Annotated in this window: 16 protein-coding genes; 7 read left to right on the top strand and 9 right to left on the bottom strand. The window is 65.2% G+C overall.

Going from position 1 to position 15441, the window contains the following annotated elements:
• Window positions 1-5: 5 nt before the first annotated feature.
• The 4 genes from AYK61_RS05610 to AYK61_RS05595 all read right to left on the bottom strand — a co-directional run bounded on the left by AYK61_RS05610 (window position 6) and on the right by AYK61_RS05595 (window position 3127).
• On the bottom strand, window positions 6-1100 hold the full coding sequence (locus AYK61_RS05610; RefSeq protein ID WP_121870107.1) for a sulfate/molybdate ABC transporter ATP-binding protein: 1095 nt from the start codon (window positions 1098-1100) through the stop codon (window positions 6-8).
• Window positions 1097-1924 carry an ABC transporter permease gene (locus AYK61_RS05605; RefSeq protein ID WP_121870106.1) on the bottom strand — a complete coding sequence of 276 codons (828 nt, stop codon included), beginning with the start codon at window positions 1922-1924 and terminating at the stop codon, window positions 1097-1099. The genes AYK61_RS05610 and AYK61_RS05605 overlap by 4 nt, the downstream gene beginning before the upstream one ends.
• Window positions 1921-2664 carry a molybdate ABC transporter substrate-binding protein gene (gene modA, locus AYK61_RS05600; protein ID WP_121872472.1) on the bottom strand — a complete coding sequence of 248 codons (744 nt, stop codon included), beginning with the start codon at window positions 2662-2664 and terminating at the stop codon, window positions 1921-1923. Before modA ends, AYK61_RS05605 begins: the two co-directional genes overlap by 4 nt.
• A gap of 64 nt (window positions 2665-2728) precedes the next feature.
• A complete protein-coding gene (locus tag AYK61_RS05595) occupies window positions 2729-3127 on the bottom strand; it encodes a molybdopterin-binding protein (protein ID WP_121870105.1) in 399 nt (132 codons plus the stop codon).
• Window positions 3128-3371: 244 nt separating this feature from the next.
• On the opposite strand from AYK61_RS05595, the gene AYK61_RS05590 reads away from it, so the two are divergent.
• From AYK61_RS05590 to truB, 3 genes are read left to right on the top strand one after another with little or no spacing between them, the layout of a single operon-like run.
• Window positions 3372-4295 carry a metallophosphoesterase gene (locus tag AYK61_RS05590; protein ID WP_121870104.1) on the top strand — a complete coding sequence of 308 codons (924 nt, stop codon included), beginning with the start codon at window positions 3372-3374 and terminating at the stop codon, window positions 4293-4295.
• Window positions 4292-4957 carry a 4'-phosphopantetheinyl transferase gene (locus tag AYK61_RS05585; protein ID WP_121870103.1) on the top strand — a complete coding sequence of 222 codons (666 nt, stop codon included), beginning with the start codon at window positions 4292-4294 and terminating at the stop codon, window positions 4955-4957. The genes AYK61_RS05590 and AYK61_RS05585 overlap by 4 nt, the downstream gene beginning before the upstream one ends.
• A gap of 35 nt (window positions 4958-4992) precedes the next feature.
• Window positions 4993-5925, top strand: coding sequence for a tRNA pseudouridine(55) synthase TruB (gene truB, locus AYK61_RS05580; protein ID WP_121872471.1), 933 nt, complete (start codon window positions 4993-4995; stop codon window positions 5923-5925).
• A 34-nt stretch (window positions 5926-5959) separates the two neighbouring features.
• On the opposite strand, the gene AYK61_RS05575 is transcribed toward truB, so the two are convergent.
• Genes AYK61_RS05575 through AYK61_RS05560 form a run of 4 tightly spaced genes read right to left on the bottom strand, consistent with a single transcriptional unit; the run spans window position 5960 to window position 9376 of the window.
• Window positions 5960-6712 (bottom strand): metal-dependent transcriptional regulator, encoded by a 753-nt coding sequence (locus AYK61_RS05575; RefSeq protein WP_397484769.1) that lies wholly within the window; start codon window positions 6710-6712, stop codon window positions 5960-5962.
• Between the two features lies 1 nt (window position 6713).
• Window positions 6714-7586 (bottom strand): metal ABC transporter permease, encoded by an 873-nt coding sequence (locus AYK61_RS05570; RefSeq protein WP_121870102.1) that lies wholly within the window; start codon window positions 7584-7586, stop codon window positions 6714-6716.
• 3 nt (window positions 7587-7589) lie between these two features.
• Complete coding sequence (locus tag AYK61_RS05565) at window positions 7590-8387, bottom strand: metal ABC transporter ATP-binding protein (RefSeq protein ID WP_121870101.1); 798 nt, start codon at window positions 8385-8387, stop codon at window positions 7590-7592.
• A gap of 26 nt (window positions 8388-8413) precedes the next feature.
• Entirely contained in the window at window positions 8414-9376 is a 963-nt protein-coding gene (locus AYK61_RS05560) for a metal ABC transporter substrate-binding protein (RefSeq protein WP_397484768.1), read from the bottom strand.
• A 103-nt stretch (window positions 9377-9479) separates the two neighbouring features.
• On the opposite strand from AYK61_RS05560, the gene AYK61_RS05555 reads away from it, so the two are divergent.
• From AYK61_RS05555 to AYK61_RS05540, 4 genes are all read left to right on the top strand, one after another.
• Complete coding sequence (locus tag AYK61_RS05555; RefSeq protein ID WP_170946035.1) at window positions 9480-10448, top strand: bifunctional riboflavin kinase/FAD synthetase; 969 nt, start codon at window positions 9480-9482, stop codon at window positions 10446-10448.
• Between the two features lie 122 nt (window positions 10449-10570).
• Window positions 10571-10840: a 30S ribosomal protein S15 gene (gene rpsO, locus AYK61_RS05550; RefSeq protein WP_027496764.1), complete on the top strand. Its 270-nt coding sequence runs from the start codon at window positions 10571-10573 to the stop codon at window positions 10838-10840.
• A 392-nt stretch (window positions 10841-11232) separates the two neighbouring features.
• Entirely contained in the window at window positions 11233-13494 is a 2262-nt protein-coding gene (locus AYK61_RS05545) for a polyribonucleotide nucleotidyltransferase (RefSeq protein ID WP_121870100.1), read from the top strand.
• Window positions 13457-14848 (top strand): pitrilysin family protein, encoded by a 1392-nt coding sequence (locus AYK61_RS05540; protein WP_183130168.1) that lies wholly within the window; start codon window positions 13457-13459, stop codon window positions 14846-14848. The genes AYK61_RS05545 and AYK61_RS05540 overlap by 38 nt, the downstream gene beginning before the upstream one ends.
• Here the strand turns inward: AYK61_RS05540 and AYK61_RS05535 are convergent.
• Window positions 14829-15401, bottom strand: coding sequence for a TetR/AcrR family transcriptional regulator (locus tag AYK61_RS05535; protein WP_237669250.1), 573 nt, complete (start codon window positions 15399-15401; stop codon window positions 14829-14831). The genes AYK61_RS05540 and AYK61_RS05535 overlap by 20 nt on opposite strands.
• Window positions 15402-15441 lie beyond the last annotated feature (40 nt).

The raw sequence follows: 15441 nt of genomic DNA, 5'->3' as shown, positions 1-15441 counted from the left end.
CTCGGTCAGGGCTGCGACGGCAATGCCGGGTGTAGTGCCACCTCACGGCTCTTGACGACGAAGAACACGCTGCGCCCGGGCTCGAGGCCGAGATCCGATACCGCAGCAGGGGTGATGTCGGCGGCCATGCCGGGAGACCCGTCGGGTTGCGGACGTGACCGAACACGAATCCCGGAGCCCTGCACCTCCATCTCCTCGATCACCACCTCGAACACGTTTCGGGGGCTGGCGTGCGGTGCAGTCGGGTGTACCGACACGGCGGCGGGGGAGAACACCGCTACCAGTGGAGTTCCGGTGGCGTGCCGCCCGGAGCCGTGGACCGTCCCTCCCCATGTTGTGATCAGGGACGTCGAGTCGTCGGCATCGACAGCCCGTCCCGAGATCAGGTTCACCCCGGCGATGCGGGCACCGAATTCGCTGCGAGGGGCGGTCAGTACCTCGGTGACCGATCCTCGCTCGACGACGCGCCCACCGTCGACGACCGCGACGGAATCGGCGAGCGCGACGACGTCGAGCAGATCGTGGGTGACGATCAGTGCCGTGCGGGCGCTCTCGCGTAGTACCGTGCGCAGCACTCGTCGGATGGCCGGTGCCGTTTCGACGTCCAATGCCGCGAGTGGTTCGTCGAGCAGCAGCAGTCGAGGATCTGCGGCAAGCGCGCGCGCAATCGCGATGCGCTGGGCCTGCCCACCGGACAGCTGTGCCGGGCGGCGGTCGGCCAGGTGGGATGCTCCCACGGCGTCCAGCCACCGATCGGCCACGACCTTCGCGGCTGCTCGGTTCGCACCGGCGCTACGCGGAGCGAAGGCCACATTCGTTCGCGCGTCCATGTGGGGAAACAGCAGAGCGTCCTGCGCAAGAGTGGCAACGCCTCGGGCATGTATCGGAACGAAGGTTCTCGACGAGGTGTCGGTCAACACCTTCTCGCCGAGTCGGACGATTCCGTCGTCGGGTGCCACGACGCCCGAGACGAGTTGCAGCAGCGTCGATTTGCCTGCCCCGTTCGGCCCGAGGATCGCGACCGTCTCACCCTCGCGGGCATCCAGTTCGAGGTCGATGTCACGGACGCCCAGGGTGGCGCGCAGGTGCAGTGGGCTCACAGCGTCCCCGACGACCGAGTGCCGCGTGCGGTGACGACGACGAGTGCCGCGACGAGAATCAACAGCAGCGACAGCGCCACCGCGGCATCGGGATCGGCTTCTCGCTGGAGATAGATTTCCAGTGGAAGTGTTCTGGTCACTCCCTCGAGCGAGCCGGCGAACGTCAAAGTCGCTCCGAATTCTCCGAGTGCGCGTGCGAACGCGAGTACGGTCCCGGACATCAATCCAGGAAGTATCAGCGGAATGGTGACGCGGCGTAGGACGGTCGTCGGAGTGGCCCCCAGCGTCGCGGCCACCACGTCGTATCGGTTACCGGCCGTCCGCAATGCGCCCTCGACGCTGACGACGAGAAACGGCAGCGACACGAATACCTGCGCCAGCACGACCGCGGAGGTGGTGAACGCGATTCTGATACCGAAAGCATCGAGATGTTCGCCCAGCAGTCCCTGGCGTCCGAAGGTGTAGAGCAGCGCGATGCCGCCGACCACCGGGGGCAGAACCAGAGGCAGCACGACCAGGGAGCGAAGTGCAGCTAGTCCTCGAATCGTACTGCGCGCGAGCACGATTGCCATCGGTACGCCAAGTAGCACGCACACCGCAGTGCTGGCCGTTGCCGTCTTCAAGCTCAGTACCAGCGCCGCAACCGCAGAATCCGACGTGATGAGCCCGAAGAAGTTCGACCAGTCGATTCGGGTGAACATCGCGGCAAGCGGTGCCACGACGACAAGCGCGCCGATGGCAGCCGGAACGAAAATCCACAGCGGCACGCCGACGGTCGGACTTCTGAGTGAGCCCGACTGCCCGGCCGCTGCCTGCGCGGTCACGGTGCCGCGAAACCGGCACCGGAGAGGACGTCTCGGCCGACGGGTCCGGTGACGAAGTCGGTGAAGGCGCGCGCGGTGGCCTCGTTGTCGGACGCGCTCAACGTCGCGATCGGGTAGGTGTTGACGGCCCGGCTCGATTCATCGAAGGGCACCGCGGTCACGGCGTCGCCCGCTCCGGAAGCATCGGTGACGTACACCAGGCCGGCATCTGCTTGACCCGACGTGACTTTGCCCAGCACGTCGGTCACCGAGGACTCCTCGCTCACCGCCGGGACGTCCGTGCCGGCCGCGGTCTCGATGGACGCTGTGGCCGCGCCGCACGGCACCTGTGGTGCGCAGATCACCGTCAGTACGTCGGGGTTCGCCAGATCTGCGAACGAGGTGATGTTCTTCGGGTTCCCCGGTGCGGTGACGATGGTCAGAGTGTTGGTGGCGAAGTCTGCTGGGTTGCCCGCGACGAGGCCTGCGTCGACGACCTTGGTCATGTTGTTCGTATCCGCCGAGGCGAATACGTCCGCAGGCGCGCCGGCGACCAGTTGCGCGGCGAGATCGGAGGACCCTGCAAAGCTGAGCTCGACCGAGGTGCCTGGATGTTCGGCCTGAAAGCGCGAACCGAGATCGGTGAACGTCGCGCGCAGCGAAGCCGCGGCGAACACCGTGATCTCACCTCCGACGGCACCGTCTCGCGGTTCGGAAGCCATTGCGGACGAATCGGATTGGGAACTGCACCCGGCCAGCATCAATGTAGCCGCGACCAGGGTGATGTAGGCCGGTCGTATTGCTTTCACTGAGATCTCCTGCTTTCTAGGGTGTTTCGACGATGACGGTCGTGGCCTTGATGACCGCGACGGTGACCTTGCCCGGCTCGAGTCCCAGTTCTCGAACCGACGCCGTACTCATCAGGGACACGATGGAGAACGGCCCGCACTGCATGCTGACCTCGCTCATCACCGTGTCCGAGACGACATCGGTGACCAACCCGACCAATCGGTTGCGGGCCGAACTGCCACCCGACGAGACTTCGGGCGGCGGAGCGGCATGCTCGCGGGCATAGGCGGCCAGATCCCGGCCGGCGATCACTTTGCGCCCGGTCTCGTCCTCGAGCGAGGCAAGCGTGCCACTGTCGATCCATCGACGCACGGTGTCGTCACTGACTCCGAGCAGCGCCGCGGCGTCTCGAACACGGACCGGAGGCACCGTCATCGAACCACCCCTGATAGCGAAATACTCCGCAAAATCGTCATGAAAACAACCATATACCCGAATTTGCGGTTGATGCGACCCGTTTGCGAACTCGGCGTTATTCACTGCCGTCGGTCCGCCGGAGCACCGCTTCACCCCGCCCGGATACGCCGCGGAATCTGCAGGGAGTATTGAACGTTGGTACGTTCTCGGACGGTTCTGGCGATTCGACGCCGGCGGCCGAGCGCATCGGAAGGAATTTTCAGTGGCAGCGAAGCTGTGGGCAGTGAGCGACATTCACGTCGGACATCGGGGCAACCGACCCGTGACCGAGGACATCTTTCCCGAATCGCCCGAAGACTGGCTGATCGTTGCCGGCGACGTGTCGGAGAAGACCGACGACATCAAGTGGGCGCTCGAACTGCTCCGTAGCCGTTTCGCGAAAGTCATCTGGGTTCCAGGAAACCACGAGCTGTGGACGACGGTGAAAGATCCCGTCCAGATCCACGGGGCAGCTCGATACGAGTACCTGGTGAACCTGTGCCGCGAGATCGACGTCGTCACCCCCGAGGACCCGTATCTGCGGTGGGAGGGTGAGGGCGGCCCGGCGACGATCGTGCCGATGTTCCTGCTCTACGACTACACGTTTCTGCCGCGGGGAGCTCGGGACAAGGAGCACGGACTGGCGATCGCACGTGAGAAGAACGTCGTCGCCACCGACGAATTCCTGCTGTCCTCGCAGCCTTACGCGACGCGCGACGCCTGGTGCCATGCGCGGATCGACGCCACCCGGGAACGTCTCGATGCGCTGGACACCTCCGTTCCGACCGTGTTGATCAACCACTTCCCGATGGTTCGGCAGCCGACCGAGGTGCTGTTCTACCCGGAGTTCGCGCTGTGGTGTGGGTCCACTCTGACGGCGGATTGGCATACGCGGTACAACGCGATCTGCTCGGTGTACGGGCACCTGCACATCCCGCGGACGACCTACTACGACGGCGTTCGCTTCGAGGAGGTGTCGGTGGGCTACCCGCGCGAATGGCAGCGCCGTGGCCTGCCGAAGAACGTTCTGCGCCAAATTCTTCCGGTCCCCGAGTATCCGCCGGGTGCGTTGAACAAGTGGGGTGGACACTTCACGGTGACGCCCGAGATGGAGGCAGAGGTCGAGAAGATGAGGGCAGGCAAGTGATCGAGTCCATACTTCCCAACGGCGTCGTCTCGGCCGAATTGTTCGCGGACCCACCGGGTTTGACGCCGCATCCGCTCGAAGCCCCGCTGGTGGCCAAGGCGGTGGACAAGCGCAAGCGTGAGTTCACGTCGGCTCGACACTGTGCGCGCGTGGCGATGGAGAAGTTGGGCGTGGAGCCGGTGCCGATCATGCGCGGTAAGTCCGGTGCCCCGCAGTGGCCGAAGGGTGTGGTCGGGTCGTTGACGCACTGCGACGGCTATCGCGGTGCGGTGTTGGCCTACTCGATGCAGGTGCGGTCGGTGGGAATCGACGCCGAGCCACACGGACCCTTGCCCGATGGCGTGCTCGGGGCGGTGAGCCTGGAGGCCGAACGCGAGTGGCTCGCGACCGTGGGCCGTGAGGACGTGCACTGGGATCGGGTGTTGTTCTGCGCCAAGGAAGCGACGTACAAGGCCTGGGAGCCGTTGACCGGACGCTGGCTCGGCTTCGAGGACGCGCACATCACTTTCGAGCGCACCGGTGTCGGTGACGACATTTCGGGAACGTTCCATTCCGAGCTGCTGGTGCCCGGGGACACGGTGTCCGGGCCGCCGTTGCGGGCTTTCGACGGTCGATGGATGGTGGCGGGCGGTCTGGTGATGACCGCGATCTCGGTGATGTGACGACCGGCTCCGCGAGCCTGGCACAATGCTCTCTCGTGAGTGCTCGCGAAAAGATCTCGTCCGGTCTCGTCGGTGCCGGCCTGTTGGTGGTCGACAAGGGTCCGGGAGTGACGAGCCACGATGTGGTGGCGTCGTGCCGAAAACTGTTGCGCACCAGAAAGGTCGGCCATGCGGGGACCCTGGACCCCATGGCGACCGGCGTGCTCGTGCTCGGCGTGGAGCGTGCGACCAAGATGCTGGGATTGCTCTCGCTGACCACCAAGTCGTACACCGCAACCATCCGGCTCGGCCGGAGCACGACGACCGACGACGCCGAGGGGGACGTCCTGGCCGATGCCTCGGCCGCGCATGTCTCCGACTCCGAGATCCAGGCCGCGATCGCCGCCCTGACCGGCGATATCGAGCAGGTGCCTGCCAGTGTCAGCGCCATCAAGGTCGACGGGCAACGTGCCCACAAGTTGTCCCGCGCAGGTGAGGAGTTCACACTCGCCGCCCGCAAGGTCAGCGTCACCCGATTCGACGTGACGGCCAGGCGTGATGTGGTGGAGAACGAATCCTCCTTCGTGGACCTCGATGTCGAGGTGGACTGCACGTCGGGGACCTATGTGCGCGCCTTGGCGCGCGACCTCGGCGCGGCGCTCGGCGTCGGCGGCCATCTGACCGTGCTGCGCCGCACTCGTGTCGGACCCTTCACCCTGGACCATGCGCGGACACTCGAAGATCTGGCCGATGACCCGGCCGTGAGCCTGGACATCGACCAGGCGGCGCGAACGGCCTTTCCGCACCGGCAGATCGACGCGGGTGAGGCGGAATCGTTGAGCCAGGGACGGTGGCTGGATCCGATCGGAATCGACGGGGTGTACGCGGCGGTCGATCCCACGGGGCACACCATCGCTCTGCTTCAGGAGAAGGGCAAGCGCGCCAGTTCGGTCATGGTCGTGCGGCCCGCGACCTTGCGCGGGCACTGAAACATTCGGCACGGGTGCGGCACCGATCCGAGGATCAGTTCGCCGGAACCATCCAGATCGCCTCGGCGGCGCGGTGGCCGAGGTCGATGGAATCGGTGGCATCGGTGCGGGCGAGCTCGATGGCGACGGTGCCTGCGTAGTCGCGTCGTTCGACCACCGTGATCGGCAGGTCCAGCGTGATGCCGACGGAATCGAAGTAGCGGAGCATCGCCGGATCGGAGTCGGAAATTCTGGCGACCCGGCCGGATTGTCCGTCGAGGTACTCGCTCAGGCGGGTCGCGGACGGAGTCTCGATCGCACCGTCGACCGACGGAATCGGGTCGCCGTGCGGATCCCGTTCGGGGTGGCCCAGTTTGGCGTCGATTCGATCCATCATCAGATCCGAGACGGCATGTTCGAGAATCTCTGCCTCGTCGTGCACTTCGTCCCAGCCGTAACCCAGTTCTCGGACCAGGTAGGTCTCGATCAGACGGTGCCGACGCACCATGCCGATGGCAGCCAGGCGACCCTTCTCGGTCAGTGAGATGGCTCCGTAGCGGGCGTGGTCGACCATGCCCTGGTCGGCGAGCTTGCGAATCGCCTCGGACACCGTCGATGCGGAGACACCGATGCGTTCGGAGAGCATCTTGGTGCTGACGGAATCCTCGCTCCATTCACTGGCCGTCCAGATGACCTTGAGGTAGTCCTGCGCAACCGCGGACAGCTGGACGCCCTCGTCGGCCGGTGCGGAATCGTCTTTTCGTTGCGCCACGTCGCCGAGCTTAGGCAATCCAATGGAAAAAGACATCTCACCCGGCCGGAGCTACCGGCGCCTGTCCGCGTTGCCGCAGGGCGCGGACGACGATGCCCTGTGAGGGGCTGAAGAGGTAGGCAAGGACGAAGACGAGTCCCTGGGTGAGTACGACGCTGCCGCCGGAGGACACGTCGAGGTAGAAGCTGGCGTAGATCCCCACCAGCGCGCAACCCACCGAAATGAGCGGGGCCAGCGCCAGCATGCGGCCGAAGCTGTGCGTGAGCAGATAGGCGGACGCACCGGGAGTGATGAGCATCGCCACCACGAGAATGACGCCGACGGCCTGGAGCGCGACCACGGTCGTCAACGCGAGCAGGGTCAGCATCACGGCCGAGATCACCGTCGGATTGATGCCGACGGCGCGGGCCTGGGTGCGGTCGAAGGCGAAGAGAGTGAAGTCGCGACGCTTGACGATCATGGCCACCAGCGCGATACCGCCGAGCACGAACACCTGAATCATGTCTGCCTGCGAGACGCCGAGCAGATTGCCGAACAGGATGTGGTTGAGGTCGATCTGACTCGGAAACTTGGAGATCAGGACGACTCCGAGCGCGAACAAGGTGGTGAAGACGACGCCGATCGCGGCGTCCTCCTTGACGATGGTGGTGTTGCGGACCACTCCGATGGCACCGACCGCGATGAGGGCGAACAGCAGCGCACCGATCGCGAACGGTGCCCCGAACAGGTAAGACAGCGCGACGCCGGGAAGAACTGCGTGCGAGACGGCGTCTCCCATCAGCGACCACCCGATGAGGACGAGCCAGCAGCTCAGGACCGCGCACACGATCGAGGCGGTGACGGTCACCAGGAGCGCCCGCTGCATGAAGGTGTATTCGAGTGGGTCCACGAGAAAGTCGATCAGATACATCGTTCAGCTCGCTTCCGTGGTTCGGGTGGCCGGAGTTCGAGTGCCCGCACCCAGTTGGTCGACGTTCGACGGGTCGATGCCGAAGGCCAGAGCCAGGTTCTCCGGGCGCAGTACGTCGGTCGGACTGCCGTGCATCAGCACCCGCTGCTGCAGCAGGATCGCTTCGTCGCACAGCTCCGGTAGGGCATGGAGATCGTGCGTGGACACGAGAACCGAGGCACCGTGTGCTGCGAGTTCGCGGAGCAACCGGGTGATGGTGGCTTCGGTCTTCTTGTCCACTCCGGCGAAGGGCTCGTCGAGCAACAGCAGCGACGCCTCCTGGGCAATGGCGCGGGCGACGAACGCGCGTTTGCGTTGACCTCCGGAGAGCTGACCGATCTGTCGGTTCGCTAGTTCGGCGAGGTCGACGCGCTGCAGAGCCTCGTCGACGGCCAGTCGATCGGCTGCTCGGGGTGTGCGAAAGAAATTCTGCTTCCCGTATCGGCCCATCATCACCACGTCGCGCACGCTGATCGGGAATGTCCAGTCGACGGATTCCGCCTGGGGCACGTAGCTGACCGTGCCTGCCTTGCGCGCCTGGGCCGGGTCGCCGCCGAACACGGTGATCGAGCCGGAGTTCGGCTTGACCACTCCCATGACGGCCTTGAACAGCGTCGACTTGCCCGATCCGTTCATGCCGACCAACCCGCACACCCGGCCGGGTGCGAGCGTCAGACTGGCACCGGTCAGGGCCACGACGTCGCGGTATCGGACATCGACGGCATCGACCGTCAGCGCCGCCTCGTTCTCGTGCGGGGCCATGCGGTGCGGGGCACCAGTGTGCTGGGTCATCGTTCTCCTACCGGTGAGTCGGCGATCAACCGTGCGTCGTAGCGCAGAAGATCCAGGTACGTGGGGACGGGGCCGGCCGCATCGCTCAGTGAATCGACGTAGAGCTGTCCGCCGAACCGAGCGCCGGTGTCGTCGGCGACCTGTAGCTGCGCCTTGTCCGAGACGGTCGACTCGCAGAACACGGCGGGTACGTCGTTGTCACGAACGAAATCGATGGTGCGGACCACCTGCTTCGGAGTTCCTTCCTGCTCGGCGTTGACGGGCCACAGGTAGGCCTCCTGCAGATCGAAGTCACGAGCCAGATAGCCGAATGCGCCCTCACAGGTGACGAGCGCACGTTGACGAGCGGGCAGCCCGGAGAGATCTGCGTCCAGTTCGGCACCGACCTCGCGGAGTTGTCCGATGTACGCGGTTGCGTTCGCGCGGTAGTCGTCGGTGTTGGCGGGGTCGAGCGCGATGAACGCGTCGGCGATGTTCTCGACGTACGTCTCGGCCACGACGGGGGACATCCACGCGTGGGGGTTCGCTTTGCCCGCGTAGGCGTCGTCCCGGATGTAGATCGGGTCCACGTTCGCACTCACCACGGCGTGGGGTGCGGGGATGCGCTCGACGAATTTCTCGAACCAGGCCTCCAGCCCGAGCCCGTTGTCCAGGATCAGCTCGGCCTGCTCTGCGGTGCGTAGGTCTCCGGGTGTCGGCTCGTAGCCGTGGATCTCGGCTCCGGCTTTTGTGATCGATTCCACTCGAAGGTGGTCACCGGCGACATTGGCGGCCATGTCGGCGAGAACGGTGAAGGTCGTCAGAACCAAGGGTCTGCCGTCGTCGAGAACAGTCGGATCGTCCTCTCCGACGGCGCGGGCACAGCCGGTCGACGCTGCTACCAGTAGTCCCACCACGGCCCAGCTCGCGAGAATCCGCCGGGCGCGAGATCCACGCTGGCGAAGAAATAAGTTAGGCACACCGAAATATTTACCGTGGGGACACCTTTTTGTCCATACCTGGCGCGCGCGACACGCCTGTCCGAGGGTGACCGAGCGGCCGTCGGGCCGTAGGCTTCGCGGTGTGCAGAGATGGCGAGGTCTCGACGATGTACCTGCCGACTGGGGTCGGTGCGTGCTCACGATCGGCGTCTTCGACGGCGTTCATCGCGGACACGCCCAACTGATCGGGAGAGCTGTGGCCGCTGCGAAGAAGCGCGGCGTTCCCAGCGTGCTCATGACGTTCGATCCCCATCCGATGGAAGTCGTGCGGCCGGGAAGCCACCCAGCTCAGTTGACCACCCTGACGAGGCGTGCCGAGCTTGCCGAGGAACTGGGAATCGACGTCTTCTGCGTGATGCCGTTCACGCCCGAGCTGATGAAGCTCACCCCCGAGCGATACGTGCACGAGATCCTGATCGAACGCCTGCACGTTGCCGAGGTCGTCGTCGGCGAGAACTTCACCTACGGGAAGAAGGCGCTCGGCACCGTGCCCATGCTGCGCAAGATCGGCGAACGGTCCGGATTCGCAGTCGACGGAGTCAACCTGCTCGCCGAGCACGCCGTCACGTTCTCCTCGACGTACATCAGATCGTGCGTGGACGCCGGAGACGTCGCCGCGGCAACTGCCGCGCTCGGGCGACCGCACCGGGTCGAGGGCGTCGTGGTGCACGGAGACGGCCGAGGTCGCCAGATGGGTTATCCCACAGCCAATGTCGCGCCGCCCATGTACTCGGCCATTCCCGCCGACGGCGTGTACGCGGCGTGGTTCACCGTGCTCGGGCCGGGTCCGATCATGGGGACGGTCACTCCCGGGGAGCGACATCCGGCTGCCGTGTCGGTGGGTACCAACCCCACGTTCTCGGGTCGCACCAGGACTGTCGAGGCGTTCGTACTCGACGGTGAGGCCGACCTGTACGGGCAGCATGTGGCAGTCGACTTCGTGGATCGACTGCGCGGTATGGAGAAGTTCGATTCGATGGAAGCACTCGTGGAAGAGATGGGGCGCGACGCCGAGCGAGCCCGCTCGATCCTGGCGGCGAGCACGGCCTGATAGGCTGTCCCCTCGGTGCTCGCTGCGGTCCGTGGCGGCTGCACCGGCTTCGGTCCCGTGGTTTCGACCACGGGGCGTGTTGCTTCCTTTCACGCGGACGTCATTGATCAGGAGTAGTACCAGTGGCATTGACCACCGAACAGAAGAAGGCCGTTCTCGGCGAGTACGGCTTGCACCCCACCGACACGGGCTCGCCCGAGGCGCAGGTTGCAATGCTCACCAAGCGCATCGTCGACTTGACCGAGCACCTCAAGATGCACAAGCACGACCACCACTCCCGCCGCGGCCTGCTACTGCTGGTCGGACGTCGTCGTCGCCTGCTCAAGTACATCGCGAAGGTCGACGTCACCCGCTACCGTTCGCTCATCGAGCGTCTGGGTCTGCGTCGATAATCTTTACGAACGCGAGGATGTCACCGATGCACGGTTCGACGCGCCGGTGCGCACCCGACTCGCAGCAATAGTGCAGTAGCCAACGAGGCAGTGCTTAGACTGTTCCTCGTTGGCTATCTGTGTTTGTACCGCAAGAACAGTTACGCCAGCACGAGAAAGCGGATGCACGGCATCCGCACACCGCCGTGTATGCCTGTCACGCCGTGGTGACGGTCTTCGGTAGTGGCCTTTCGGATACGAGATCCGGTGGGCTTCGATCGATGGCCGCCTCCGCGCAGCCGCGTCCCGAGAGAAGCTCGGAGATGGACGGCACAGGTATGCCGCCACAGCCAGGAGGGCTCGTGGTGTGTCCACGCGGGCACGGCAAAGACGAGAGGACGAGAACAGAACACATGTCGGAAACCACAACATCGGACGTCGAAGAAGGCGTCTACGAAGCAACTGCGATCATCGACAACGGCACGTTCGGCAAGCGGACGATCCGCTTCGAGACCGGCCGCCTCGCGCAGCAGGCCGCAGGCGCAGTCGCCGCGTACCTCGACGAGGACACGATGCTGCTGTCGGCAACGACCGCAGGCAAGCACCCCCGTGAGGGATTCGATTTCTTCCCGCTGACGGTCGACGTCGAAGAGCGCATGTACGCCGCGGGCCGCATCCCCGGATCGTTCTTCCGCCGCGAGGGCCGTCCGTCCACCGACGCCATCCTCACCTGCCGCCTGATCGACCGGCCGCTGCGTCCGACGTTCGTCGACGGACTGCGCAACGAGATCCAGGTCGTCATCACGGTCATGAGCCTCAACCCGGCCGATCTGTACGACGTCGTCGCGATCAACGCGGCCTCGGCCTCGACGCAGATCGCCGGACTGCCGTTCTCCGGCCCGATCGGCGGCGTTCGCGTCGCACTGATCGACAAGCAGTGGGTCGCGTTCCCGACCAACGAGCAGCTCGAGAAGGCCGTGTTCAACATGGTCGTCGCCGGGCGCATCGTCTCCGGCTCCGGTGCCGATGCAGACGTGGCGATCATGATGGTCGAAGCCGAGGCCACCGAGAACGTCATCGAGCTCATCGAGGGTGGCGCTACCGCCCCCAACGAGTCGGTCGTCGCCGAGGGCCTCGAAGCATCGAAGCCCTTCATCGCAGCCCTGTGCACCGCGCAGCAGGAGCTCGCGTCCAAGGCAGCCAAGCCCACCGGCGACTACCCGGTCTTCCCGGCGTACCAGACGGACGTCTTCGAGGCCGTCGAGAATGCCGCGAAGATCCCGCTGAACGAGGCACTGACCATTGCGGGCAAGGCCGAGCGTGAGAGCAAGCTCGACGAGGTCAAGGCTCAGGTCCTCACGTCGGTCGGAGACAGCTTCGCCGGCCGCGAGAAGGAGATCGGTGCCGCATTCCGCGCACTGACCAAGAAGTCGGTTCGCCAGCGCATCCTCACCGACCACTTCCGCATCGACGGCCGCGGCATCACCGACATTCGGTCGCTGTCCGCCGAGGTCGCGATCATCCCGCGTACCCACGGATCGGCTCTGTTCGAGCGCGGCGAGACCCAGATTCTGGGCGTCACCACCCTCGACATGGTCAAGATGGCGCAGCAGGTCGACTCGCTCGGGCCCGAGACGTCCAAGCGCTACATGCACCACTACAACTTCCCGCCGTACTCCACCGGTGAGACCGGACGCGTCGGTTCGCCCAAGCGTCGCGAAATCGGTCACGGCGCACTCGCCGAGCGCGCTCTGCTGCCGGTGCTGCCCAGCCAGGCAGAGTTCCCGTACGCAATCCGCCAGGTCTCCGAGGCACTGAGCTCCAACGGCTCGACCTCGATGGGCTCGGTCTGCGCATCGACCCTGTCGCTGCTCAATGCCGGTGTGCCACTGCGTGCCCCGGTCGCCGGAATCGCCATGGGTCTCGTGTCCGACGAGGTCGACGGCGAAACCCGATACGTCGCTCTCACCGACATCCTCGGTGCCGAGGATGCGTTCGGCGACATGGACTTCAAGGTCGCCGGAACCAAGGACTTCGTCACCGCACTGCAGCTCGACACCAAGCTCGACGGCATCCCCTCCAAGGTGCTCGCCGGCGCGCTGTCGCAGGCCAAGGATGCGCGCACGACGATCCTCGAGGTCATGGCCGAGGCCATCGACACCCCGGACGAGATGAGCCCGTACGCACCTCGCGTCACCGCGATCAAGGTGCCGGTCGACAAGATCGGCGAGGTCATCGGGCCCAAGGGCAAGATGATCAACTCCATCACCGAGCAGACCGGTGCCAACATCTCGATCGAAGATGACGGCACTGTCTACGTCGGTGCAGCGGACGGCCCGTCCGCACAGGCCGCGATCGACATGATCAACGCCATCGCCAACCCGCAGCTGCCGAAGGTCGGCGAGCGATTCCTCGGAACCGTCGTCAAGACAACGGCTTTCGGTGCATTCGTCTCGCTGCTCCCGGGCCGCGACGGACTGGTGCACATCTCCAAGCTCGGTAACGGCAAGCGCATCAACAAGGTCGAGGACGTCGTGAGCGTCGGATCCAAGTTGCGCGTCGAGATCGCCGATATCGACAACCGCGGCAAGATCAGCCTCGTTCCCGTCGAAGACGACAACGCGGCTGCTCCCGCCGATGCTCCCGAGGCACCCGCCGAGGTCAGCGCTGAGTAAGAAGCAATCGAGCCGAACGGTACGTCCCCTCGGGACGTACCGTTCGGCCGTTCCAGAGAGCACCGGCATCGACACTGGCGTGCAACGCACCACCCTGCCCGGCGGTCTTCGGGTGGTGACCGAGTTCGTGCCCGGCGTTCGTTCGGCCTCGGTCGGTGTGTGGGTCGGAGTCGGTTCACGGGACGAGCAGCCCAGTGTCGCCGGTGCAGCACATTTCCTCGAGCATCTGCTGTTCAAGTCGACTCCCACACGTAGTGCGCTCGAGATCGCCCAGGTGATGGACGGTGTCGGGGGAGAGCTGAACGCGTTCACCTCGAAAGAGAGCACCTGCTTCTATGCGCACGTGCTCGACGAGGACGTGGCGCTTGCCATCGATCTGGTCAGCGATGTCGTGCTTCGTGGGCGGTGCCGCTCGGCAGATGTGGACGTCGAGCGCCAGGTGGTCCTCGAAGAGATCTCCATGCGCGACGACGATCCCGAGGATCTGCTGGGAGATGCCTTCCTGGAAGCGATGTTCGGCGATCATCCGATCGGACGCCCGATCATCGGTTCCGTCGAATCCATCGAGTCGATGACCCGTGCGCAGTTGCACTCGTTCCACGTTCGCCGCTACACCCCGCATCGCATGGTCGTTGCGGTTGCGGGCAACGTCGATCACAAGCAGATCGTCTCGCTCGTGCGCCGAGCGTTCTCCGGCCATCTGGTCAAGGGTGTACGGCCGGCCGAAAGAAGGTCCGGCACAGCGCGATTGCGCAACGCTCCCACGTTGAGCCTGACCACTCGTGACAGCGAGCAAGCGCATCTGTGCCTCGGCGTGCGTGCGTTCGGCCGACACGAAGGGCATCGCTGGGCGTTGTCGGTGCTGAACTCGGCAGTGGGTGGTGGGCTGAGTTCTCGTCTGTTCCAGGAGATCAGGGAAGAGCGTGGCCTGGCGTACTCGGTGTACTCGTCGGTGGACACGTTTGCCGACAGTGGGGCTTTCTCCGTCTACGCGGGTTGCCAGCCGGAGAACTTGGGCGAAGTGACCACGGTGATCAGGGAAGTGCTGGCCAAGGTCGCCTCCGAAGGCATCACCGACGCGGAGTGTGCGCGGGCCAAGGGTTCGTTGCGAGGCGGATTGGTTCTGGGACTCGAAGATTCGGGCTCTCGGATGAACCGAATCGGTCGTAGTGAACTGAACTACGGAAATCACCGCGACATCACCGACACGTTGGCGCGGATCGACAGCGTCGGCAACGACGAGGTACGCGAGGTGGCTGCCGTGTTGCTCGAACGTCCTTTCGGTGCCGCGGTGGTCGGCCCTTACAAGAACGTCCGGCAGCTGCCTGCGTCGGTCAAGTCCCTGGTTCGGTAGCGTCGGCGATCACGTCGCGCACTGCGCGGCGGGTCAACTCCGTCACCGCCGAAAGGTCGGTGATCGGCTCGAATGCGCGGGTGGAGTTGAGCGCTGCTATTCCGTGCACGGAGGTCCACAGTCGCAGGGCGGTGAACTGTGGATTCTCCGGCGCGACAGCATCGACCGCGGCGATCAAGGCCTCGAACAGTGGACGCGACGCCAGCCGCAGGTTCTCGCCCGAGCCCTCGAGCAGGTCGTGCCTGAAGATGAGGGCGAACATCGCCGGTCGCTGCGCCGCAAAGTCCACGTAGGCGTCCGCTATCGCATGCAATGCCTCCTGTGGCGACATCGTTTGCAGCGCTGCGCGGTGCAAAGCCGCCCCCATGTCGACGAGACCGACCCGAGCGACGGCGGCGGACAGCGCACTCAATGTCGGAAAGTACCGTCTCGGTGCGCCGTGTGACACGCCGGCTTCACGAGTGACCGCTCTGATGGTCAGCCCGCCCTGTCCCTCGCTTTCGAGCAAGCGGACCCCTGCGTCCACGAGTCGGGTCCGAAGGTTGTCAGGCACGTAGACATTGTCTACTCTCGGCCGTGACGTTGTCCAGCCG

Origin of the sequence: Rhodococcus sp. SBT000017, assembly GCF_003688915.1 — a bacterium.
GTDB lineage: Bacteria > Actinomycetota > Actinomycetes > Mycobacteriales > Mycobacteriaceae > Rhodococcoides.
The sequence above is the reverse complement of the archived record's forward strand: the minus strand, read 5'-3'. Positions and strand labels throughout refer to the sequence as shown.

Bases quoted from the DNA above. Each gene is read 5' to 3' on its own strand.
- AYK61_RS05540 (WP_183130168.1), top strand. From the start codon at position 13,457: ATGCTCCCGAGGCACCCGCCGAGGTCAGCGCTGAGTAAGAAGCAATCG.
- AYK61_RS05565 (WP_121870101.1), bottom strand. From the start codon at position 8,387: ATGGCCCCGCACGAGAACGAGGCGGCGCTGACGGTCGATGCCGTCGAT.
- modA (WP_121872472.1), bottom strand. From the start codon at position 2,664: ATGCTGGCCGGGTGCAGTTCCCAATCCGATTCGTCCGCAATGGCTTCC.
- AYK61_RS05575 (WP_397484769.1), bottom strand. From the start codon at position 6,712: ATGTCTTTTTCCATTGGATTGCCTAAGCTCGGCGACGTGGCGCAACGA.
- AYK61_RS05570 (WP_121870102.1), bottom strand. From the start codon at position 7,586: ATGTATCTGATCGACTTTCTCGTGGACCCACTCGAATACACCTTCATG.
- AYK61_RS05545 (WP_121870100.1), top strand. From the start codon at position 11,233: ATGTCGGAAACCACAACATCGGACGTCGAAGAAGGCGTCTACGAAGCA.
- AYK61_RS05595 (WP_121870105.1), bottom strand. From the start codon at position 3,127: ATGACGGTGCCTCCGGTCCGTGTTCGAGACGCCGCGGCGCTGCTCGGA.